Origin of the sequence: Corynebacterium timonense, assembly GCF_900105305.1 — a bacterium.
In the GTDB taxonomy this organism is placed as follows: Bacteria; Actinomycetota; Actinomycetes; order Mycobacteriales; family Mycobacteriaceae; genus Corynebacterium; species Corynebacterium timonense.
Window position 1 is genome coordinate 2380657 of record NZ_LT629765.1, and the last position, 22856, is coordinate 2403512.

19 protein-coding genes, 3 rRNA genes and 1 pseudogene are annotated in these 22856 nt (G+C 63.1%); 16 read left to right on the plus strand and 7 right to left on the minus strand.

The features are described from left to right. Positions 1-13 precede the first annotated feature (13 nt). From BLT81_RS11320 to BLT81_RS11350, 7 genes are all read left to right on the plus strand, one after another. On the plus strand, positions 14-1441 hold the full coding sequence (locus BLT81_RS11320; RefSeq protein WP_019193479.1) for a glycosyltransferase family 87 protein: 1428 nt from the start codon (positions 14-16) through the stop codon (positions 1439-1441). Then, entirely contained in the window at positions 1438-1632 is a 195-nt protein-coding gene (locus tag BLT81_RS11325; RefSeq protein WP_040421059.1) for a hypothetical protein, read from the plus strand. The genes BLT81_RS11320 and BLT81_RS11325 overlap by 4 nt, the downstream gene beginning before the upstream one ends. Before the next feature lie 138 nt (positions 1633-1770). Further along, complete coding sequence (gene rpsF / locus BLT81_RS11330) at positions 1771-2067, plus strand: 30S ribosomal protein S6 (RefSeq protein ID WP_040420945.1); 297 nt, start codon at positions 1771-1773, stop codon at positions 2065-2067. An 86-nt stretch (positions 2068-2153) separates the two neighbouring features. Then, positions 2154-2741 carry a single-stranded DNA-binding protein gene (locus BLT81_RS11335; protein WP_019193476.1) on the plus strand — a complete coding sequence of 196 codons (588 nt, stop codon included), beginning with the start codon at positions 2154-2156 and terminating at the stop codon, positions 2739-2741. A gap of 47 nt (positions 2742-2788) precedes the next feature. Continuing rightward, complete coding sequence (gene rplI / locus BLT81_RS11340) at positions 2789-3241, plus strand: 50S ribosomal protein L9 (protein WP_019193475.1); 453 nt, start codon at positions 2789-2791, stop codon at positions 3239-3241. Positions 3242-3554: 313 nt separating this feature from the next. Next, positions 3555-5048: a replicative DNA helicase gene (dnaB, locus tag BLT81_RS11345; RefSeq protein WP_019193474.1), complete on the plus strand. Its 1494-nt coding sequence runs from the start codon at positions 3555-3557 to the stop codon at positions 5046-5048. 132 nt (positions 5049-5180) lie between these two features. After that, positions 5181-5387: a hypothetical protein gene (locus BLT81_RS11350; RefSeq protein WP_019193473.1), complete on the plus strand. Its 207-nt coding sequence runs from the start codon at positions 5181-5183 to the stop codon at positions 5385-5387. Here the strand turns inward: BLT81_RS11350 and BLT81_RS11355 are convergent. The 4 genes from BLT81_RS11355 to BLT81_RS11370 all read right to left on the minus strand — a co-directional run bounded on the left by BLT81_RS11355 (position 5350) and on the right by BLT81_RS11370 (position 9433). Beyond that, positions 5350-6669: an MFS transporter gene (locus tag BLT81_RS11355; RefSeq protein ID WP_019193472.1), complete on the minus strand. Its 1320-nt coding sequence runs from the start codon at positions 6667-6669 to the stop codon at positions 5350-5352. The two genes, BLT81_RS11350 and BLT81_RS11355, sit on opposite strands and share 38 nt — an antisense overlap. 11 nt (positions 6670-6680) lie before the next feature. After that, the gene (locus BLT81_RS11360) at positions 6681-8912 is read right to left on the minus strand and encodes a heavy metal translocating P-type ATPase (RefSeq protein WP_019193471.1); all 2232 of its coding nucleotides are present in this window, start codon (positions 8910-8912) and stop codon (positions 6681-6683) included. Positions 8913-8952: 40 nt separating this feature from the next. Then, complete coding sequence (locus tag BLT81_RS11365; RefSeq protein WP_019193470.1) at positions 8953-9153, minus strand: heavy-metal-associated domain-containing protein; 201 nt, start codon at positions 9151-9153, stop codon at positions 8953-8955. A 67-nt stretch (positions 9154-9220) separates the two neighbouring features. Then, positions 9221-9433: a hypothetical protein gene (locus BLT81_RS11370; RefSeq protein WP_019193469.1), complete on the minus strand. Its 213-nt coding sequence runs from the start codon at positions 9431-9433 to the stop codon at positions 9221-9223. Positions 9434-9536: 103 nt separating this feature from the next. Between BLT81_RS11370 and trxA the strand changes: the two genes are divergently transcribed. Together trxA and BLT81_RS11380 are read left to right on the plus strand one after the other, a co-directional pair. Next, a complete protein-coding gene (gene trxA / locus BLT81_RS11375; protein WP_019193468.1) occupies positions 9537-9905 on the plus strand; it encodes a thioredoxin in 369 nt (122 codons plus the stop codon). Between the two features lie 129 nt (positions 9906-10034). Then, complete coding sequence (locus tag BLT81_RS11380) at positions 10035-10934, plus strand: PspA/IM30 family protein (RefSeq protein ID WP_019193467.1); 900 nt, start codon at positions 10035-10037, stop codon at positions 10932-10934. A 27-nt stretch (positions 10935-10961) separates the two neighbouring features. Here the strand turns inward: BLT81_RS11380 and BLT81_RS11385 are convergent, their stop codons facing one another. Further along, a complete protein-coding gene (locus tag BLT81_RS11385) occupies positions 10962-12140 on the minus strand; it encodes an NYN domain-containing protein (RefSeq protein ID WP_019193466.1) in 1179 nt (392 codons plus the stop codon). Positions 12141-12354: 214 nt separating this feature from the next. Here BLT81_RS11385 and BLT81_RS11390 point away from each other — a divergent pair, with 214 nt between their 5' ends. The 4 genes from BLT81_RS11390 (at position 12355) to rrf (ending at position 18483) form a co-directional block, all read left to right on the plus strand. Next, entirely contained in the window at positions 12355-12717 is a 363-nt protein-coding gene (locus BLT81_RS11390; RefSeq protein ID WP_019193465.1) for a GntR family transcriptional regulator, read from the plus strand. Between the two features lie 557 nt (positions 12718-13274). Beyond that, positions 13275-14787 (plus strand): 16S ribosomal RNA (locus tag BLT81_RS11395). 336 nt (positions 14788-15123) lie between these two features. Next, a 23S ribosomal RNA gene (locus tag BLT81_RS11400) occupies positions 15124-18212 on the plus strand. Positions 18213-18365: 153 nt separating this feature from the next. Then, positions 18366-18483 (plus strand): 5S ribosomal RNA (rrf, locus tag BLT81_RS11405). The 16S, 23S and 5S rRNA genes sit together here, the layout of an rRNA operon. A 391-nt stretch (positions 18484-18874) precedes the next feature. On the opposite strand, the gene BLT81_RS11410 is transcribed toward rrf, so the two are convergent. Beyond that, positions 18875-19858, minus strand: a complete 984-nt coding sequence (locus BLT81_RS11410; protein ID WP_019194887.1) for a pseudouridine synthase — start codon at positions 19856-19858, stop codon at positions 18875-18877. Between the two features lie 20 nt (positions 19859-19878). Here BLT81_RS11410 and BLT81_RS12970 point away from each other — a divergent pair, with 20 nt between their 5' ends. From BLT81_RS12970 to BLT81_RS11420, 3 genes are all read left to right on the plus strand, one after another. Then, positions 19879-20025, plus strand: coding sequence for a hypothetical protein (locus BLT81_RS12970; RefSeq protein ID WP_172812402.1), 147 nt, complete (start codon positions 19879-19881; stop codon positions 20023-20025). 127 nt (positions 20026-20152) lie between these two features. Continuing rightward, positions 20153-21046, plus strand: a complete 894-nt coding sequence (locus BLT81_RS11415) for a universal stress protein (protein ID WP_019194885.1) — start codon at positions 20153-20155, stop codon at positions 21044-21046. Between the two features lie 94 nt (positions 21047-21140). After that, positions 21141-21410 (plus strand): GlsB/YeaQ/YmgE family stress response membrane protein, encoded by a 270-nt coding sequence (locus tag BLT81_RS11420; RefSeq protein WP_019194884.1) that lies wholly within the window; start codon positions 21141-21143, stop codon positions 21408-21410. 56 nt (positions 21411-21466) lie between these two features. Here BLT81_RS11420 and BLT81_RS11425 read toward each other — a convergent pair. Next, positions 21467-22754: pseudogene (locus BLT81_RS11425) on the minus strand (IS3 family transposase). Positions 22755-22856: the final 102 nt, after the last annotated feature.

Below are 22856 nucleotides of genomic sequence, written 5' to 3' on the forward strand. Positions count from 1 at the left end.
GGTCACGGAGCACATGGCACCCGACCCGGCGGCGCGCGTTCAGCCGGGCCGCACCGAGCCGCTCGCCCAGGGCTGGGTGGGCTTCCTCGGGGGCCCGCTCGGCCGTTTCGCTGTGCCCGGCCGGGCGTCCTTCTGGACGCCGCTGCGCGCGATCCTGGCGCTGGCCTGGGTGTTTTTGTCGCTCGGCGTGCTCAGCAAGGCGAACTGCGCCGGAGGTAGCCCCGACGAGAACGGGGTGCTCCAGCTGGACTGGTCGGGAGCGCGCCAGTACACCTCGTTCTGCTACAACGACATCGTCCCGCTCTACCACGGGCGCGGCCTCGACCAGCCCGGATTCGCCTACGACTACTCCTGGGTCGAGGACGGCGTCACCCGGTACATGGAGTACCCGGTGCTTGCCGGCGTCTTCCAAAACATCATGGGCGCCATTGCCCGCTCGACCTCCGGCCTCGTCGCCGGCGTGCTCCCGGAGGTGGGCTGGTACTTCTATCTCACCGCCTTCGTCATGGCGGTGCTGTGGGTGGCCACGGCCCGGATGGTCGCCGAGCTGGCCGGTAACCGAGTGTGGGACACGCTGCTTGTCGTCGGCAGCCCGCTGCTGATCACCCACGCGTTCACCAACTGGGACATCCCCTCAATCTTCTTCCTGGTCGCGGCCCTCCTCGCGGCGCGGAACCGGCGCTTCTGGCTCGCCGGCGTGCTGATCGGGCTGGGCACCGCGTTCAAGCTGTGGCCCCTGTTTGTCCTCGGCGCGTACGTCACGTTGGCGCTGCGCACACGCCAGTGGCTGCCCTTCGCAAAGATGGCCGGCGCTGCGGCGCTGACGTGGGTTGCCGTCAACCTCCCCGTCTACCTGCGCAACCCCGAGGGGTGGGCCGAGTTCAACCGGCTCAATACCGAGCGCGGCTGGGAGTGGACGACGATCTACGCGGTGATTTCCCGCATCACCGGCTGGGGCGGCTTCGACGGGGAGGGGACCCCGGTGATCCTCAACATGGTGACGCTCGTGCTCTTCGCCTCGGGCTGCGTGTTCACGCTCATCCTCGGGCTGAGGGCACCGCGGGACCCTCGGGTGGCCGAGCTGCTTTTTCTCATCGTGGCGTTCTTCCTGCTGTTCAACAAGGTGTGGAGCCCCCAGTACTCGCTGTGGCTTGTCGTCCCCGCGGTGCTCGCCCTGCCTCGCTGGCGGCTGCTTTTGGCGTGGATGACGATGGATATGATGGTGTGGCCCATCCTCATGTGGCACCTGCTTGGCGTGGACAACAACGGCCTACCCGGGGAGGCCGTCAACGTCATCGTCATCGCCCGCGACGCCTTCGTCGTTGCGATGGTCATCCTCGTGGTGCGCCAGATGCTAGGCCGGTCGAAGGACGCGGTCGCGGCGGCCCACGGCGGCCACGACCCGCTCCTGACCACCCCAGCGCAGTGGGGGCGGCCATGACCACCCCCACCATCGTCGGCATCGTGTCCATCGTGATCGGGTTTGCGCTGATCGGGGCCTCCTTCTACGTCACGTCGCGCACGCGCAACGTCCCGCTCGCCGTCGGTCTGGGCATCGCGGCGTTCGTCTTCATCACCGTGATCCCCGTGGTCCTCGCGGTGTTTATCGCCGCGCCGAACCCGGGGGTGTGAGGCGCTGCTCGGGCGTCGATAAGCATTTTGCCCTGTCATAGCGGTGGGGTACGCTGGAAAAGTTGCTTGACGCAACGACCCTCCTGCCACCGCGAGGTGCGGTGGCCGAAACCGTAAATTTTGAGACCATAGGAGGTGATGAGGTCCGTGCGTCACTACGAAGTAATGATCATCCTCGACCCGCAGCAGGATGAGCGCACCGTTGCCCCGTCCCTGGACAAGTTCCTGGAGATCGTCCGCAAGGACAACGGCACGGTAGAGAAGGTTGATGTCTGGGGCAAGCGCCGTCTGGCCTACCCGATCAACAAGAAGGAAGAGGGCTTCTACGCTGTTGTGAACCTCGAGTGCGAGGCCGACACCGTGGGCGAGTTCGACCGTGTCCTGAACCTGAACGACAACATCCTGCGCACCAAGGTTCTGCGCACCGACAAGTAAGAACGGTTAGGCTCGTTCCCACAGCGCCGAATACGGGCGTGACAGGCACAATCGAGCCGAGCGTCGTGCGAGGAAGGTAGAAGACCATGGCCCAAGGAGAAACCCCCATCACCGTTATCGGCAACCTCGTTGCCGACCCGGAGTTGCGGTTCACCGCGGCGGGGGCCCCGGTGGCGAACTTCCGTGTCGCCTCCACCCCCCGTACATTCAACCGCGACACGAACCAGTGGGAGGACGGCGAGTCCCTGTTTTTGACGTGCAACGTGTGGCGTCAGACAGCGGAAAACGTCGCCGAGTCCCTCACCAAGGGCATGCGCGTGATCGTGCAGGGCCGCCTGCGCCAGCGTTCCTTCCAGACCCGCGAGGGCGAAAACCGCACCGTGTTCGAGGTGGAGGTCGACGAGGTCGGCCCCTCCCTGAAGTACGCGACCGCGTCCGTGACCCGCACGCCGCGTGAGGGCGGCCAAGGCGGGTACGGCGGCGGCCAGCAGCAGTCGCGCCCGCAGCAGGGCGGCGGTTTCGGTGGCGGCCAGCAGCAGTCGCGCCCGCAGCAGGGCGGCGGTTTCAGCGGCGGCCAGCAGCAGGGCGGCAACCGGCAGCCTGAGAACGACCCGTGGAATTCTGCACCCCCCGCCGGCGGCTTCGGCGGGATGGACGACGAGCCCCCGTTCTAAACGTTTTCACAGACCAGAATTTTTCAACTCAAGGAAGGTTAGGATTCATGAAGCTGATCCTCACCGCTGCCGTTGATAACCTTGGCGAACCCGGCGACGTTGTCGAGGTCAAGGACGGCTACGGACGTAACTTCCTGCTCCCGCGCGGCCTGGCGATCCCGGCCACCCGCGGCGCAGAGAAGCAGATCGAAGACATCAAGCGCGTTCAGACTGAGCGCCAGGTCCGCGACCTGGACCACGCCAAGGAGCTGCGCGACCAGCTTGACCAGCTGACCGGCGTGAAGGTCACGGTTCGCACCGCGAACAACGGCAAGCTGTTCGGCTCCGTCAAGCCGGGCGACATCGCCGACGCGGTCAAGGCCGCCGGCGGCCCCTCGCTGGACAAGCGCCGCATCGATGTGCCGAAGGGCCTCATCACCAAGACCGGCGGCTACCAGGTGAAGGTGAACCTCCACGACGACGTGGAGGGCAAGGTGAACTTCGAGGTCGCAGGCGCCTAAGACGCCGCGACGGCCCGCGTAGGGCCCAACGACAACAGCTTTTCGCGCTGGCCCCACTTGTGAGGAGTGGGGCCAGCGCTTTTTGCACATGCTTATCGACGCCCACCCCTGTGGATAACTCATCGACCTGTGTATTTCTCTCCCACGTCCCGCAACATCGCAGGTCACACGGGCCTGCGAGCAGCGACCGGCGTCGCTCGCGAGCACTACGTTATCCACAGGGTTGTGGGTGTGTGTGGACAACCCCGCGTGTGCCGACGAGTTATCCACAGCGCGCTACGATAGGCGCAATTGACCACAACGGAGGTATCACATGGCAGGCGCACACGCGGCGGGCTCCGCGAACTCGGGCGATTTCGGGGCGTTCGCGGACACCGACGACGACTACGTCCTTCCGCCGGAGCCGGCGGAGCCGGGCTACTCGCGCGACCGCTCTGACAGTGGCCGCTTCGACCGTTTCGACCGTGACCGGGGAGACCTGCGCGAGTACAGGCAGCCGCCGCACGACGAGCGCGCCGAGCGCGGCGTCCTCGGCGCCATGCTGCTCAGCCCCGACACGGTTGTCGACGTGACCGACACGCTGCGCGCCGAGGACTTCTACTACCCGGCGCACCAGCTCATCTTTGGCGCGGTCGTCGAACTGTTTTCCCAGGGCAGCGACATCGACGTCCTCATTGTCGTCGGCCGCCTCGACCGCCTCAACCAGCTGGAACGCGTCGGCGGTGCGCCCTACCTGCATACCCTCATCTCAGAGGTGCCCACCGCCGCGAACGCGCGCTACTACGCGGACATCGTGGCGGAGAAGTCGTTGCTGCGCCAGCTGGTCAACGCCGGCACCCGCGTCGTGCAGTACGGCTACGAGGGCGACGAGGGCATGGAGGTCGAGCAGATCGTCGACCGCGCCCAGCAGGAGGTCTTTGCCGTCTCCCGCAAGAAGGCGGGGGAGGACTATAAATCCCTGTCGGAGCTGCTCAAGCCCACCATCGACGAGCTGGCGCTCATCGAACAGGGCGGCGGGCTGGAGCAGGGCGTGCCCACGGGCTTCCTCGATCTCGACCGTCTGACCAACGGCCTTCACGCAGGGCAGATGGTCATCATCGCCGCGCGACCCGGCGTGGGCAAGTCCACACTGGCGCTCGATTTCATGCGCTCCTGCTCGATCGCTCACGGCAAGACCTCGGTCATTTTTTCGCTGGAGATGAGCGCCTCCGAGATCATCATGCGCATGCTGTCGGCCGAGACGGAGATCAAGCTCGCCGCCATGCGCTCGGGCCAGATGGCGGAGGCGGACTGGGAGAAGCTGACGCAGCGGCTCACCGAGATCCAGGACGCGCCGCTGTTTATCGACGACTCGCCGAACCTGACCATGATGGAGATCCGCAAAAAGGCCCGCGACCTCAAGCGCAGCCACGGTCTCGACCTCATCGTGCTGGACTACCTGCAGCTCATGAGCTCCGGGCGCAAGGTGGAGTCGCGCCAGCAGGAGGTGTCGGAGTTCTCCCGCAGCCTCAAGCTGCTGGCCAAGGAGCTTGAGGTCCCGGTCATCGCTATTTCCCAGCTCAACCGTGGCCCGGAGGCGCGCACCGACAAGAAACCGCAGCTGGCTGACCTGCGCGAATCGGGCTCGCTCGAGCAGGACGCGGACATGGTGTTCCTTCTCTACCGCCCGGACTCGCAGAACCAAGACGACGAGCGCGCAGGCGAGGCCGACATCATCGTGGCGAAGCACCGCGGCGGGCCGATCGACACCATACCGGTCGCGCACCAGCTGCACTACTCGCGCTTTGTCAACATGGCCCACGGCTAAAGCATGACATCTCAACCCCAGCTCAAAGGCTTAGGGAAGCCTCGCCAACGGTGACAGCGTCGCGGCGTCCGCATATTATGCCAGATAAGAGCGTTTTTCGCCGTCTGCCGTGATCATTCTGGGAGGGCCACCATGACTGTCCGATCCATCAAAGCTACCGAGCCGTGCGCGCACACCGTGGCGCGCCTCGACGGGTCCATCACCGTCGCGCGTACCGACACCTCTACGGTTCTCTACAACCTGCCCCGCGACATTGGGGAGCTCGACGACAAGGTGGGCAAACCCTCGTGGCGCGCGCGCCTTAGCGCAGCGCTACGCCGCGCTGCTCCGGAAGAGTAAAAGCAGCGACGCACGCGACCGCAAAAGCCGCCGCGAATAGCCCGAAGGCCAAGAACGGCCCGCCCGCCGCGACGAGCGGCGGGACCACCAGCGGAGCGATGATCGAGCCGATGCGCCCGAACGCCGCGCCGGCCCCCGTGCCCGTGGCCCGCACGGAGGTTGGGTAGAGCTCCGGCCCGATGGCATAGAACGCGCCCCACGCCCCCAGGTTGAAAAAGGAAAGCAAGCAGCCCGCGGCGATGATCTGCCAGGGCGCACCAGCCATGCCGTAAAGGAACGCTGCGACAGCGGAACCCGCGAGAAAGACGGACAGCGTCACGCGGCGGCCCCAGCGCTCGATGAGCCAGGCCGCGGCGGCGTAGCCCGGGAGCTGCGCCAGGGTAATCACGAGGGTGAAGGAGAAGGACCTCACGAGGGTGAAGCCTTGGCCCACGAGGAGCGAGGGGATCCAGGTGAAGGCGCCGTAGTAGGACAACGAGACGCAGAACCACACCACCCAAAACGGCAGCGTGCGGCGCCACAGATCGGGGCCCCAGATGCCGCCGCGCGGCTCGTCGTGGTGGGCGGGCGGCGGGGCGTCGTCACGCGACTGCGGGGCGGATTCCTCGAAGGAGCGGACGACGGCCTCGGCTTCCTCGTGGCGCCCTTTTGACTCCAGGAAGCGGACGGATTCCGGCAGCCCGAGGCGAACGACGATGGCGTAGGCCGCGGGGACGGCGCCGAGGGCGAGGCCCCACCGCCAGCCGTTCTCTCCCTGCGAGACGACGAACGTGCCGATCACCGCGGCCAGGATCCAGCCCACCGCCCAGAAGGCTTCGAGCACGACGACGAGGCGCCCGCGCACGCGCCGCGGAGAAAACTCGCTGACCAGCGTGGAGGCGACGGGAAGCTCCCCGCCGAGCCCGAGGCCTGTGAGGAAACGCAGCGCGATAAGCACCGCAACGGACCCGGCGAGCGCGGAGGCGCCGGTGGCCAGGCCGTAGACCACAAGCGTCAGCGCGAAGACGTGGCGCCGGCCCAGTTTGTCGGCGGCAAGCCCGGCGAGCGAGGCGCCTACCGCCATGCCGATGAAACCGGCAGAGGCGATCCACGAGGTCGTGGTGGCCTCCAGGTTCCAGTGCACCGCGAGGGCTGCGATGACGAAGGAGACGAGGCCGACGTCCATCGCGTCGAGGGCCCATCCGATGCCCGAGCCGAACAGGACTCGGCGGTGCTTCGCGGTGACGGGGAGGCGGTCCAGGCGCTCGGTGCGGGTGAGCGCCGGGGAGGCAGGTTCGTGCATGAGAGCAGATCCTACCGGGATTCGGCGGCCTCGCTCGGCGCGGACGGGGTGGAGCTGCGGGCGCGGAAGCCGCGCAGGCGCAGCGAGTTGGTGACCACGAAGACGGAGGAAAACGCCATGGCGATCCCCGCGAGCATCGGACTGAGCAGGCCGATCGCCGCCACCGGGATGAGCACGGTGTTGTAGGCGAAGGCCCAGAACAGGTTGCCCTTGATAGTCGACAGGGTCGACCGGGCGAGGCGCACCGCGTCGACCGCCGCGTTGAGCGAGTTGTTCATCAAGGTGATGTCGGAGGCCTCGATGGCGACGTCGGTGCCGGCGCCCATGGCGAGGCCGAGGTCGGCCTGGGCGAGCGCGGCAGCGTCGTTGATGCCGTCGCCGACCATGGCCACCCGCGCGCCCTCGTCCTGCAGGCGCTCGACGGCGCGCACCTTGTCCTCGGGCAGAACGCCCGAGGCGACGTTGGCGGCGTCGATCCCGACCTCTCGGGCCACGGCCTGCGCGGCCTGCGCGTTGTCGCCGGTGAGCAGATGAGGTGTCAGGCCTAGGCCGCGGAACGCCTCGATCGCGGAGGCCGCGTCGGGCTTGAGGGTGTCGCGCACGGCGATCACGCCCGCCGCCTCCCCGTCGATCTCGATGGCGACGGCGGTCGCGCCCGCGGACTCCGCGGCCGTGAAATCACGCTCGAGCGCGCCGAGCGCCGCGGAGGGCCGGCCGACGCGCACGGTGCGGCCCGCGACGGTAGCTTCTGCGCCGCGCCCGGGCAGCGCGCGGAACCCTTCCGCCTCCGCGTGCTCGGCTGGGGGAGCAGCCGCGACGATGGCGCGGGCGATCGGGTGCTCGGACCCGGCCTCCACGGCGGCTGCGGCGCGGAGCACCTCGTCCTCGCTCACACCGTCGGCCGCGGACACGGAGGTGACGCTCATCTCCCCGAGCGTGAGCGTGCCGGTCTTGTCCAGCACGACGGCGTCGACGCGGCGGGCCAGCTCGAGCACCTCGGGGCCCCGAATGAGCAGGCCTAGCTGGGCGCCGCGGCCGGTGCCGACGAGGATCGCCGTCGGCGTGGCCAACCCGAGCGCGCAGGGGCACGCGATGATGAGCACGGCGACGGCCGCGCTGAACGCCTCGCTCGCGGGCGAGCCCGCCAGCAGGTGCACCGCGAGCGTGACCACGGAAACCGCGATGACGGTGGGCACGAAGATCCGGGAGACGCGGTCAACGAGCCTTTCGACGGGCGCCTTCCCGGCCTGCGCCCGAGTAACCAGCTCCGCCATCGCCGCGAGCGTGGTCGCGTCGCGCACTCGGGTCGCCTCGACGGTGAGGCGCCCGGCGGTGTTGAGCGTCGCCCCTGTCACCGCGTCGCCCTCGCCGACGTCGACGGGGAGGGATTCGCCGGTGAGCATGGACTCGTCTACGGACGAGGATCCGCTGACCACACGGCCGTCGGTGGCGATCTTCTCGCCGGGCCGGACGACAAACACGTCGCCCACCGCGAGCTGAGAGATGGGGACGCGCACCTCGTTGCCGTCGCGAAGCAGCGTGGCCTCCTTCGCCCCCATGTCGAGCAGGTCACGCATGGCGCGGGAGCTGCGGCCCTTGGCGCGGACCTCGATCCACCGTCCGAGCAGCAGGAACGTGATGATGACGCAGACGGTCTCGAGGTAGATGTCCTCGCCGGGCGGGCCGCCGAACAGTGCGACGGCCGACCACACGTAGGCGGCCGTGGTGCCGAGGCTGATGAGCGTGTCCATCGTCGTCGCGCCGTGGCGCAGGTTCGCCAACGTCGCTCGGTGGAACTCCGCGCCGGCGGAGAAGAATACGAGCGTCGTTGCGGCGAACACGGCCCACTGCCAGTTGGGAAACTGCAGCGCGGGGATCATGGAAACGAGCACGACGGGCACCGTGATCAGCGCGGACCATGCAGTCGTGCGGCCGAGCCGGGCGGCTTCCTTGTCGCGGGCGTCGTCGAGCTGTGTGCTTGGCGACGCCTCCTCGCCCCGCCCCGGCCCCGCCAGCGGGAAGGCGTCGTAGCCCGCGCCGCGGACGGCCTCGATGAGGTCCTCCTGGGTAGAGCGCGCCGAGTCGTAGGACACCGAAGCGGTCTCGGTGGAGTAGTTCACGGTTGCGTCGACGCCCTCGAGCTTATTGAGCTTGCGCTGGACGCGCGCGGAGCACGACGTGCAGGTCATCCCCGTGACGCCCAGGTCAACGCGGGAGAGCGTAGTAGTGTCTGGAGCGGTCATAGCTCCATCCTATACCCCCTACGGGTATGTCCTATAGGGCTTAGCTGAGCGAATACCCAGCCTCGTGGACCGCCTTGGCGACTTCCTCCGCGGAGAAACCCTCGCCCTCGACCTTCACGACGCCGGTCGTGTGGTCGGCGCTCACGCCCGTCACGCCGGGGATCTCGGAGACCTCCTCTTTGATGCTCGCCTCGCAGTGCTCGCAGGACATGCCTTCGACGGTGAACTGTCGGACAGCCATGGTGGCTCCTTTCTGTCGGGGGTGTGCCCCCATGGTACGACGCGCACAGGGTGCTCGAGGGGCGCTTTTACAGCGCAAGGTCTCCGACTAGCCGGAAGCCTGCGGCCTCCGCGGCGTCGAGAATGTGTTGGTCAGCGAAGTTCTCCCCGGTCACGGTCATCGTGTTGGCGGAGATATCCACGTCGACGCCCTGAGTTCCCACGACGGCGCCGACCTCGTCCACGAGGGAATCGACCGCAGCCTCGTGCGAGGGTCCGCTGATGAGGTAGTTCTTGCGCATAGCAGCTCCTTCGGGCTCCGCCGGGAATGATCCGGCAGTTGGTACTGTTGAACCTCACGGACAAGCTAACAAAACCAACGGAAACACGGTAGGGAGCACTCTAGTGAGCACAGTTGATGTTACCGAGGACACGTTTGAGAAGACCGTCACTGGCGAGGGCATTGTCTTCGTCGATGCCTGGGCTGACTGGTGCGGCCCCTGCAAGGCCTTCGCTCCGACCTACGAGAAGGCCTCCGAGGACCACCAGGACGTCACCTTTGCCAAGCTGGACACCGAGGCGAACCAGCAGCTTGCGTCCGCGCTGGAAATCCAGGCGATCCCGACCCTGATGGCGTTCCGTGACGGCATCATGGTCTTCCGCAACGCGGGCGCCCTCCCGCCCGCCGCCTTCGAGGACCTGATCCAGCAGGTGAAGGGCCTCGACATGGACGAGGTACGCCGCCAGGTCGCGGACCAGAATCAGCAGGGCTAGAAGCCTCATGGATAAAGAAGCGCTCACCGGAAGGTGGGCGCTTTTTTGCGTAGGCTGTGGTTCTACGGGGCCGTGAGCGCGCACTCCGACCGCGCAGACCGTTGAACGCAGCTTAGAAAGGACCTCCCCATGGCAAATCCCTTCCAGAAGGGCTGGAAGTACCTGATGCAGTCCCTTGACGCGAAGATTGACGAAAACGCTGATCCTAAGGTGCAGATCCAGCAAGCCGTCGCGGAGGCGAAGAAGCGTCACCAGGAGATCAGCAAGCAGGCTGCCTCCATCATCGGCAACCGCAACCAGCTGCAGATGAAGCTGGACAGGCTGATCAAGTCGCAGGAGGACCTGCAGAACAAGGCGCGCACCGCGATCCAGGCCTCGGACAAGGCAGCCGCCTCCGGCGATGCCCAGAAGGCGCAGGAGTTTGGCAGTGCCGCCGAGGTCATCGCTAGCCAGCTCGTCTCCGTCGAGCAAGAGCTTGAGCAGACGAAGACCGCGTATAGCGCCGCGGAAAAGGCCGCCGCCGAGGCCCAGCAGCAGCAAAAGCAGTCCGAGGCGCGCCTGCAGGAGCAGCTCAGCGAGGTCTCCAAGCTGGAAAGCCAGATCGACCAGACCCTCATGCAGGAGCAGACGGCTCGGACGATGGACTCGATCAACCAGTTCGGCGGCGACGACAACGTCCCCACCCTCGATGGAGTGCGCGAAAAGATCGAGCGCCGGTACGCCAGCGCTCTCGGCGCCCAGGAGCTCGCGCAGGACTCGGTATCCGGGCGCATGGCGGAGATCGAAACGTCCGGCACCGACATCGCCGCGTCGAACCGCCTCGCCGAGATCCGTGCGTCGATGGGCGGCGGCGAGATCGAGGCGGGGGCCGCGGCCGGTGAGCTAGACAGTGGCGAGGACTCCACGCAGGAGCGCCCCCACAACTCCGCCCAAGATTCCGCCCACAAAGAGGAGGCGGGGCGCGTCGACGACGCGCTCGCCGAGGCGGAGGCCTACATCGAAGCCGACAAAGACGAGGACGGCAAGTAGCCCCCAGGCTCGGGCGATAGGCCCGGGCTAGTGGGAATTACGCAGGTTAAGCAGCACCCCGCGGATGCCCGCGTGGAACCCGTCGCGCAGGCTCACGCGCTGGTGCTCGCTCAGCGTGTATTCGTGCAGGGTTTCGCAGGCGAACTGCAGGAGGGGCCTGTCGATCTCGGGGGGCAACCCGCCGCCCGAGAGCATGTGCGCGTTGTCGCGCTGCTCGGAGGACGCGGCATTTTCGTACCACCACGTCGCGTACTGCTGGCCGACGTCAAAGGGCGTTTGAAATCCCGCGGAGGACCAGACTTCCTCGGGGAGCGGGACGTAACGCGAGCGCAACTTCCGGCGCGGCGCCATCATCGATGGCTTCGGCGCCGGCTTCGACGCGGGCGGCGCCGGCTTCGGGTGCGGCACCTGCCGGTTGACCTCTGCTTCCGCCTCGCTGGGCTCCTCCTCAGGCTCGGTGGCCGGGGCAGGGTGCGTCGTCTCGCTTGGCGCGGGGCGCTCGGAACCCGTGTCGCCCGCGGACGGCTCGGGGTGGTGTTCCTCGTCGGGCTCTCGCGGTGCGAGCGGGTTGCCCATGGGGACAGGCGCTGGGCCTTCGTCGGCGTCGAGCGGTTCGGCGTCGCCAAGCGGGCGCTCGCGGATCGTGGGGGGAAGGGGGCCTTCGAGGACCTGCAGCTGCATGGAGCAAGCGAAGTCTTCCCGGGGGTCGAGGATGGTCGTGGTGTCGCACGCGTGGCGCAGGGCTGAGGACATGGAGTCCCAGCCGAAGCCGTAGAGGTGGACGCGGACGCCGTAGTTGGCGGCCTCTTCGACGCCGGGAATCATGTCGGCGTCGCCGGAGACGAGCACGAAGTCGCTGAAGTTGCCCTGGCTGGCCTGGATGACAAGGTCGGCGACGAGCCTGGTGTCCACTCCCTTCTGCGTGCGGCGCTCGCCCCACTCGATGAGCTGGCCGGTGCGCAGCTGAACGCCGTCGCAGGTGCGCAGCGCGCGCTGGTACCGGTGGGGGCCCGATTCGGGGATCCCGTCATACCAAAACTGGCGGTGGATGGGTTGGTTGAGCTGGTGAGTAACCATCTCCCGGAGCGTGGCGACGACTTCAGGCAGGTCAATCTCTAATTGCGATCGCGCACCGATTTCCCACGAATTGTAAAAGCTGGCGAGCAGGTATGACGTGTCGACAAATACAAGGGTGCGTTCAAGCATGGCTCCTAGAATCCGTATCTTCGTTATCTAATGACGTTCGTTGTACACCTCCAGTGTGCACGACTAGCCCGGCGTCGTCACGGTCCATCCCCGTAACCAGCGGGTTCGGTACACACTTGGGCGCTCGTCCCAGTTTAGACGGTCTGCCTTGCCGCGTCCGGTGAACGCTTATACGCTTAGTTAATTAACTAACGAACCAACGGAGGGAGTGCCTATGGAACCGCTCTTTACCCAAGTGGCCTGGTTTCTCGAGGACCTCATCGTCGACGGCAGCCTCGCCGCCGGCGCGCGCACCCCGTCCACCAACGAACTCGCCGCGTTCCACGGCATCAACGCCGCCACGGCACGCAGGGGCATCGCATTGCTTGTCGACGACGGCGTGCTGCATACCCGCCGCGGCCTTGGCACCTTCGTCACCCCGGACGCCCGCGACATCATCGTGAAGCGCCGGCGCGAGCTTCTGCCGGAGGACTTCGTTGCCCCGCTTATCGACGAATCCCTGCGCCTCGGTTACGACCGCGGGGCCCTCGTGACGCTCGTGGAAAAGGTCGCGGAAAGCCGCGGTATGTACCGCTGAAAAAAGGCCCGTTTTGGCGGGTTGTGCTGGGGGTTTGTGTTTGGTTGTGGGTGTGTGTAGTTTTATGTGAGTCAGCGAGACCGACAGCGCCCCGCCGCAGTGAGTGTGGTGAGTTGGCGGATAGGAAAACGTGTGCTGGCTAGCCGCTTTGATTGCCTGGTGTTGTGCTGGGTGGTTGGGGTGTGCGTGTGTTGTGTGAGAACTCGATAGTGTGCCAATGCATTTTTTGTTTGTGGGTTGGTTGTGTGCTGCGTGTGCTGGCTGCTGCTGTTGTTTGTGATGGTGGTGGTTGGTGTGTGCCGGTGGGTGGTGTCTGAACCTTTGATGGGATGCTGCTTGTTGGTGTTTGTGGTGCGTGATTGATTCGCGGATTGTGGATGCTGTTTTTTGGTTGCCCCCCTTTTTTTGCCCTCGTCGGGTGGGGGGTGGCTGTTTTGTAATTTGAGGATTGGCCAGTTTGCTGCGTCATGCTGCATGTTTTTTGTGTGGTGTGGTGTGGTGGTTGGTTTGTTTTTGGTTGGGTTTGGGCTTTTCACGGCCTGTTTCTGCTGAAACTTTTTGTGGAGAGTTTGATCCTGGCTCAGGATGAACGCTGGCGGCGTGCTTAACACATGCAAGTCGAACGGAAAGGCTCCTGCTTGCAGGAGTACTCGAGTGGCGAACGGGTGAGTAACACGTGGGTGATCTGCCCTGTACTTCGGGATAAGCTTGGGAAACTGGGTCTAATACTGGATAGGACCATCGTTTAGTGTCGGTGGTGGAAAGCTTTTGCGGTATGGGATGAGCTCGCGGCCTATCAGCTTGTTGGTGGGGTAATGGCCTACCAAGGCGTCGACGGGTAGCCGGCCTGAGAGGGTGTACGGCCACATTGGGACTGAGATACGGCCCAGACTCCTACGGGAGGCAGCAGTGGGGAATATTGCACAATGGGCGCAAGCCTGATGCAGCGACGCCGCGTGGGGGATGAAGGCCTTCGGGTTGTAAACTCCTTTCGCCAGGGACGAAGCTTTTGTGACGGTACCTGGATAAGAAGCACCGGCTAACTACGTGCCAGCAGCCGCGGTAATACGTAGGGTGCGAGCGTTGTCCGGAATTACTGGGCGTAAAGAGCTCGTAGGTGGTTTGTCGCGTCGTTTGTGTAAGTCCATGGCTTAACTGTGGGACTGCAGGCGATACGGGCATAACTTGAGTGCTGTAGGGGAGACTGGAATTCCTGGTGTAGCGGTGAAATGCGCAGATATCAGGAGGAACACCGATGGCGAAGGCAGGTCTCTGGGCAGTAACTGACGCTGAGGAGCGAAAGCATGGGTAGCGAACAGGATTAGATACCCTGGTAGTCCATGCCGTAAACGGTGGGCGCTAGGTGTGAGTCCCTTCCATGGGGTTCGTGCCGTAGCTAACGCATTAAGCGCCCCGCCTGGGGAGTACGGCCGCAAGGCTAAAACTCAAAGGAATTGACGGGGGCCCGCACAAGCGGCGGAGCATGTGGATTAATTCGATGCAACGCGAAGAACCTTACCTGGGCTTGACATGCATCAGATCGCTGCAGAGATGTAGTTTCCCTTGTGGCTGGTGTACAGGTGGTGCATGGTTGTCGTCAGCTCGTATCGTGAGATGTTGGGTTAAGTCCCGCAACGAGCGCAACCCTTGTCTTATGTTGCCAGCATTTGGTTGGGGACTCATGAGAGACTGCCGGGGTTAACTCGGAGGAAGGTGGGGATGACGTCAAATCATCATGCCCCTTATGTCCAGGGCTTCACACATGCTACAATGGTCGGTACAGCGCGTGTGCGATACTGTGAGGTGGAGCTAATCGCTGAAAGCCGGTCGTAGTTCGGATTGGGGTCTGCAACTCGACCCCATGAAGTCGGAGTCGCTAGTAATCGCAGATCAGCAACGCTGCGGTGAATACGTTCCCGGGCCTTGTACACACCGCCCGTCACGTCATGAAAGTTGGTAACACCCGAAGCCGGTGGCCTTAAGTGGGAGCCGTCGAAGGTGGGATCGGCGATTGGGACGAAGTCGTAACAAGGTAGCCGTACCGGAAGGTGCGGCTGGATCACCTCCTTTCTAAGGAGCTTTTGTTTTGTGTGCCTGCGGTTGCAGGTGTGGTGGTTGAGTGCCCGTGTGTGGTGCTGCCACTGTGTTGTTTAAAATCCGGGTGGATGCATGCCGGCATGACGTGTGGTTGTTGTGCTTTGTGCGTGTGGTATGTGGCCTTTTTCCTGCGAGCAAATGTTGTGTTGGTGCGCTGTTGGGTGTCTGGGATGGCACATGTGTGTTGTTCTGTGGCTTGCATGCTTGCTGCTGCTGCTTTGTTGTGGTGGTGGTTGGGTGTGTGGGTGTGGTGTGTGAGAACTGTATAGTGGACGCGAGCATCTTTATTCTTGTGTGTTTTTTGTGTTGTGTTTTTTGGTCAAGGGCGTACGGTGGATGCCTTGGCATGCTGAGCCGATGAAGGACGTGTGAGGCTGCGTTAAGCCTCGGGGAGTTGCCAACTAAGCGTTGATCCGAGGATGTCCGAATGGGGAAACCTGGCACCGGTTGTGTGGTGTTACCTGCAGGTGAATTCATAGTCTGTGTGGGGGTTGACGCGGGGAAGTGAAACATCTCAGTACCCGTAGGAGAAGAAAACAAGTGTGATTCCGTGAGTAGTGGCGAGCGAAAGTGGATGAGGCTAAACCATGTGTGTGTGATACTTGGCAGAGGTTGCGCATGTGGGGTTGTGGGGATGCATTGTTCAGGCACTGTCATGTCTGTGCGTTTGTGTGTGTGTTAGCGGAAGTTGCCTGGGATGGTGCGCCGTAGTGGGTGAGAGCCCCTGTACGTGAAGGCATATGCATGAATGTTGGTGTGTTTCCCGAGTAGCAGCGGGCTCGTGGAATCTGTTGTGAATCTGCCGGGACCACCCGGTAAGCCTAAATACTCAGTGTGACCGATAGTGGATAGTACCGTGAGGGAATGGTGAAAAGTACCCCGGGAGGGGAGTGAAATAGTTCCTGAAACCGTGCGCTTACAATCCGTCAGAGCACCTTCGTGTGTGTGATGGCGTGCCTTTTGAAGAATGAGCCTGCGAGTTAGCGGCATGTCGCGAGGTTAACCCGTTGGTGGGGTAGTCGTAGCGAAAGCGAATCCTAATTGGGTGTTGTTAGTGGCATGTCCTAGACCCGAAGCGGGGTGATCTACCCATGGCCAGTGTGAAGCAGCTGTAAGAGGTTGTGGAGGCGCGAACCCACTTAGGTTGAAAACTGAGGGGATGAGTTGTGGGTAGGGGTGAAAGGCCAATCAAACTCCGTGATAGCTGGTTCTCCCCGAAATGCATTTAGGTGCAGCGTCATGTTAGCTTGCCGGAGGTAGAGCTACTGGTTGGTTGAGCGGGACTATCATCTTAGCAATGTCAGCCAAACTCCGAATGCCGGTGAAGTGGTGCATGGCAGTGAGACTGTGGGGGATAAGCTTCATAGTCGAGAGGGAAACAGCCCAGATCGCCGGTTAAGGCCCCTAAGGGTGTACTAAGTGGAAAAGGATGTGGGATCGCGAAGACAGCCAGGAGGTTGGCTTAGAAGCAGCCATCCTTGAAAGAGTGCGTAATAGCTCACTGGTCGAGTGGTTCCGCGCCGACAATTTAGTGGGGCTCAAGTACACCGCCGAAGCCGCGGCAAGCACACTGAGTGTGTGTTTGGGTAGGGGAGCGTCGTGCATGGGGTGAAGCAGTACCGTAAGGGGTTGTGGACTGTGTGCGAGTGAGAATGCAGGCATGAGTAACGAGTGGTAAGTGAGAATCTTATCCGCCGGATGACTAAGGGTTCCTGGGTCAAGTTCGTCTTCCCAGGGTGAGTCGGGTCCTAAGGCGAGGCCGACAGGCGTAGTCGATGGTTAACGGGTTGATATTCCCGTACCCGTGTACATGCGCCCAGGTGCGAGGCGGTGATACTAACCGCCCTTTATGCCGCTACTGTTGTGGTCTTTGGGCCACTGGTGGTGGTGTGTGGGGTGGGGCCTGATCCGTAGTAGTGCAGTGATGGGGTGACGCAGGAAGGTAGCCACGCCGTTTAATGGATTGCGGTGTAAGCGTGTGGCACGGGTTGGTGTGAAATGCATCGGCCCTTGTGTGTGAGGCGTGATGCGTAGCCCTTTTGTGGGTGATGGTGGTGATCCTATGCTGTCGAGAAAAGCCTCTAGCGAGTGTGTACACGGCCCGTACCCGAAACCGACACAGGTAGTCAGGTAGAGAATACTAAGGCGGTCGGGTGAACTGTGGTTAAGGAACTCGGCAAATTGCCCCCGTAACTTCGGGAGAAGGGGGACCTTACATGGTGCGCCACCCTTTTGCGGTGGTTGTTGCTGTGTGGGGTCGCAGAGAATAGAGGGGAGCGACTGTTTATCAAAAACACAGGTCCGTGCGAAGACTTTTACGTTGATGTATACGGACTGACGCCTGCCCGGTGCTGGAAGGTTAAGAGGACCTGTTAGACCCTTTGGGTCGAAGCGGAGAATTTAAGCCCCAGTAAACGGCGGTGGTAACTATAACCATCCTAAGGTAGCGAAATTCCTTGTCGGGTAAGTTCCGACCTGCACGAATGGCGTAACGACTCCCCTGCTGTCTCAACCACAGGCCCGGTGAAATTGCAGTACGAGTAAAGATGCTCGTTTCGCGCGGCAGGACGAAAAGACCCCGGGACCTTCACTATAGCTTGGTATTGGTGTTCGGTGCGGTTTGTGTAGGATAGGTGGGAGACGTTGATGCGGCCACGCTAGTGGTTGTGGAGTCGTTGTTGAAATACCACTCTGACCGTAGTGGATACCTTAACCTTGGCCCATGATCTGGGTTGGGGACAGTGCCTGGTGGGTAGTTTAACTGGGGCGGTTGCCTCCCAAAGAGTAACGGAGGCGCCCAAAGGTTCCCTCAGCCTGGTTGGCAATCAGGTGGCGAGTCTAAGTGCACAAGGGAGCTTGACTGTGAGACTTACTAGTCGAGCAGGGACGAAAGTCGGGACTAGTGATCCGGCACCTACTTGTGGATGTGGTGTCGCTCAACGGATAAAAGGTACCCCGGGGATAACAGGCTGATCTTCCCCAAGAGTCCATATCGACGGGATGGTTTGGCACCTCGATGTCGGCTCGTCGCATCCTGGGGCTGGAGTAGGTCCCAAGGGTTGGGCTGTTCGCCCATTAAAGCGGCACGCGAGCTGGGTTCAGAACGTCGTGAGACAGTTCGGTCTCTATCCGCCGCGCGCGTTGAAACTTGAAGAAGGCTGTCCCTAGTACGAGAGGACCGGGACGGACGTACCTCTGGTGTGCCAGTTGTTCCGCCAGGAGCATCGCTGGTTGGCTACGTACGGGAGGGATAACCGCTGAAAGCATCTAAGCGGGAAGCCTGTTTTAAGATGAGGTTTCATTCGAGGTTCCCTACAGACGATAGGGTTGATAGGCCGGATCTGGAAGCGTAGCAATACGTGAAGGTGACCGGTACTAATACACCAACAAAAAACAAAACAAACCAACAAGAAGCACCGTAAAGACCGTGTGTTCGCGTCCACTATGCAGTATCTGACACACCACACCACCCCCCGCTTTATTCATGGTGTGTGAGCCAGTACCAGAATCGAATACAGTACACAGTTTGTGCTGCCTGTCCCGATGAATGTGTCGGTGGTTGATGGCGGCGGGGAAACGCCCGGTCCCATTCCGAACCCGGAAGCTAAGCCCGCCCGCGCTGATGGTACTGCCCCCGGGAGGGGGTGGGAGAGTAAGTTACCGCCGACCCAACAACTCAACAACAACAAAATAAAAACCCTAAAGGGGGGTGACCAGCCCCACCACCACACCCACCCCAAGCGGGCAGGGAACAAGGTGGAACGGCTGGCCACCCCCCCCTTGTTTTTTGTGTGTGCCCCCCAACAACACGCGCGCGGGCACCACCATGCTTAACTGCGGGGGTGCCCACACAGGGGGTGTGTGCACCACCGCCTGCCATTCATGTTCCGCACTGCGGACTTTTCTTAACAACGGCGAATGTGCAACTGGTAGCGGCGCTCGAGAAGTATTCCGCCCGATGACGGCAGGGCTTTGGAGCAGCGGGCAGAATGTTCCGCTGCAGAAGTAGCCCGCGCGAATTTCCCTTACGGACTTTTCTGACATAAAGCGAGCGCGCGGGTCACCCGCCGTACTCTAGGCCAAGGGCGTAGTGGTCGGCGGCGTAGCCGGGCGTCGAGAAGCGGCGGTGCTGGCCGTTAAGTGGGTCGGTGAACTCGAGGCCGACGGCGCACAGAAGCATGGGGGCGGTGAAGTCCTCGTGGCCGAACGGGAGGATGCGCGGGTAGACGCTGTCGTTGATGATCGGCGCGCCGGCGGCGTTCATGTGCACGCGCAGCTGGTGGGTTTTGCCGGTGATGGGCTCGAGAAGGTACCGTGCGGCGCCCGCGCCCCACAGGGGATCGGGCGGGAGCGGGGTGACATCGCGGACGAAGGTGACGGAGTTGGGGGTGGCTCCTTCGATCAGATGGGCGGCGACCTGGCCGGGGTTTTTCACGAGGTGGTGCTCCCAGCGGGCCGGGGCGCGCAGGCCCGTGTCGGCGCCGATGGCCTCGTAGAGCTTGTGTACGGAGCGGCTGGCAAAAAGCTGCTGGTACGCGCCGCGTATGTCGCGCCGCTTGGTCAGCAGGAGGAGCCCAGTGGTGAGCCTGTCGAGGCGGTGCGCGGGTGTGAGTTCCTCGTTGCCGGTCGCTCGGCGCAGGCGCACCGTCGCGGTCTCTGTGATGTGCGCGGCGCGCGGCATCGTGGCCAGAAAGGGAGGTTTGCGCACAACGAGGATGGCGTCGTCCTCGTAGATGGTCTCGATGTCGAAGGGGACGGGGATTTCGGGGGCGGGCCGACGGTAAAAGAAGACGTCCGTGCCCGGGGCGATGACGGTGGTGGGGGCGAGGGGTGTGCCGTCGCGAAGCACGACCTCGCCGACGGCGAAGCGGTCGCGGATTGCGGCGGCATCGTCGTCAGGGTGGCGGTGGCGCTGCTGCCCGATGACGAGGGTGAGAAATTCGAAGGCTTCGAGCGGTTCGGGTCCGGGGAGACGGACGCGCGAGGCGCCGAGCCCACCCCGCGGGGGTAGCGGGGGAGCGTTTTTCGCTTTTCTTCGAGCCATGGGGTGTAAAGTCTACCGCTATGGATTTTGCAGCACTTTTGGAACCGCTGATCCGGTTCTTCTCCGAGGGCATCGGCAAGGTCATCGCCGACGTCGCCCGCGCTCTCTACGCTATTTTGTACCCGGCCAACGCGGAGGCGGCACACCCGGTTCCACTGCCTGATTAAGCCTCCCCTACCTGCCCCGAGCGTCCGTCGCGCGCGCTAAGGTTGAACTGTACATAGCGGACCGGCAGGTGCGACACGGCGCACAATGCGCGTGCCCGGCCGGTCGACGAACCGGAAAGGGCTCACTATGACTAAGGAAGACATCGTCGTCGTCGCAGTCGACGGCAGCCCCGCCTCCGAGGCGGCAGTGCGCTGGGCGGCGAACACCGCCCACAAGCGGAACATTCCGCTCCGTCTGGCGGCAAGTTACACGATGCCGCAGTTCCTCTATGCCGAGGGAATGGTCCCTCCGCAAGAGCTTTTCGACGACCTCCAGCGCGAAACGGTCGAGACCGTTGACGCGGCGCGTGAGATCGCGCTCGAGGTGGCCCCGCAGCTGAAAATCGGCCACGCCGTGGCGGAGGGCTCGCCCATCGACATGCTCCTCGAGATGTCCAAGGAAGCGACCATGATCGTCATGGGCTCCCGCGGTCTCGGCGGGCTGTCCGGCATGGTGTTGGGCTCCGTCTCGGGCGCCGTGGTCTCGCACGCGCACTGCCCTGTCGTCGTCGTCCGCGAGGACAGCGCGGTCACTGAGGACACCAAGTACGGGCCCGTCGTCGTCGGCATCGACGGTTCGGATGTATCCAAGGAGGCCACCGAGGTCGCCTTCCAGGAGGCCGAGGCTCGCGGCGCGGAGCTCGTGGCCGTGCACACCTGGATGGACACCCAGGTGCAGGGCCCCGGCGCCGGATTCACCGTGACGGACGACTACTGGGAGGCCGTGCAGAAGGAGAAGAGCGAGGTACTCGAGGACTACCTCGCCGAGGGCCGCGAGGCGCACCCAGACGTGACGGTGCGCACCATCATCGCGCGCGACCGGCCGGTGCGAGCGCTCACCGAAGCAGCGCAGGACGCGCAGCTCCTGGTGACCGGCTCCCACGGCCGCGGCGGTTTCAAGGGCATGCTGCTCGGCTCCACGTCGCGCGCCCTTCTGCAGTCGGCGCCGTGCCCGATGATGGTGGTGCGCCCCGCGGACTGATCTGACGGGGCATAGACAAGGGGCGTGGCAAAGGAGCGTGGTTTCAAGCACAATAGATGTGTAAGAACATCCGCATATATGAAGGGATATAACCATGACCCCCACCCTCGGTATCTTCGGCTGGATCATCATCGGCGGCCTGGCCGGCTGGATCGGCTCCAAGATCACCAGCCGCGACGCGTCCATGGGCGTGTTCGCCAACATCATTGTCGGTATTATTGGCGGCCTGATCGGCGGCTGGCTTCTCAGCCTCTTCGGCGTTGACGTTGCCGGCGGCGGCTTCTTCTTCAGCTTCCTCACCTGCCTGCTGGGCGCGGTGGTCCTGCTGTGGATCGTGAACATGGTCGCGGGGCGCAGGCCCTAACGCTCACCCCCGGCACCGGCAGTGAACTAGCCCCCGAAAGTTGGACTGGTTTAATTCTAGGCGGTTAGGGTTTCCAGGGTCTGATTCCGGTATTGCATCGGGGTCAGGCCCTTGAGTCGTTGTTGGAGTCGTTGCGTGTTGTACCACTGGATGTACTCGTCGAGCGCGGCGGTGAATTGCTCAATGGTGTCGAAGACTTCTCCGTGGAACATTTCGGTTTTCAGGTGGCCGAAGAAGTTCTCCATGACTGCGTTGTCGTAGCAATTGCCTTTGCGTGACATTGACTGGACTCCATGGTGCTGGCTAATCAGGGTGCGCCAGGATGAGTGCTGGTACTGGAATCCTTGATCGGTGTGGATCATCCAGCCCGGCTCTGGAGCACACGCTTCGATCGCCTGCGCCAACGAGGCCGAGGTCAACGCTGTGGTTGGCGATGTGGCCACTGTGTGGGCGACGATTGCGCGGTCGAACAGGTCCATCACCGGTGAGAGATACACCTTGCGGCCGGCGACCTTGAACTCGGTGACGTCGCTGACGAAAACAGAGTTGGGCTTATCCGGGGTGAAGTTGCGCTCGAGTGTGTTCTCGGCGATGTGACTGGTTGTGCCTGTGTAGGAGATGTAGGGCCTGCGCTGGCGGATCTTGGCCTTCAAGCCCATCTCACGCATGAGCTTTAAGACAAGTTTGTGGTTAACTATCCAGCCCTGGTTACGAAGGTCGAGCAGTACCCGCCGGTAGCCGTAGCGGTGTTTGTTGCGCTCGAAACTGTCCCGGATCGCCTGTTTGAGCTCGGCATGTTTATCCGGTGCGGTGAGTCGTTTCTGGTGGTAGAAGAATGTCGAGCGTGCCATGCCGGCCGCATCCAGGAGGTACTCCAAGCGGTGGTGTGACTTGAGGATGACGATCGCCTGGGCTTTTAGGCGTGTCCCTGGTTCCTCAAGTCCCGCAATTTTTTTAAGTAGGCGATTTCCGCTTCCAGCCGTTCAACCTGGCAGCGAAGCTTTTCTTCCTCAGAAAGCACCTTCGGTTTGCCTGAACCTTTCGGCCTGCCCTTCGGCTTCGGGCGCAGAGCCTCGTCGCCGCCTTTGCGCCACTTAATCACCCAGTCCTTGACGAGTTGATCGGATGAAAGATTGAACTCTCGGGCAAGATCCATCTTCGACTCACCGGCCAGATGACGTTCCACAACCTCCTTCTTCGTCTCGAAGGAGTAGCGCTGCTTGTTCGGTTTCTCCACGAGACATAGCCTGCCACGCAGTTGGAAACGGCGATAGAGGCAGCGCGCTGCATCCCTCGAGACACCGACAACACGAGAAGCGGCGTGGGAACCCATTCCCTGCTCAAAAAGGTCGACTAACTGCTCACGCTGAACTTCACTCAGCGAACTACGTGCTCTCAAAGAACATGCTCCCCACTAGTTGTTAGCAACTGATTTCTCAGTCCAAC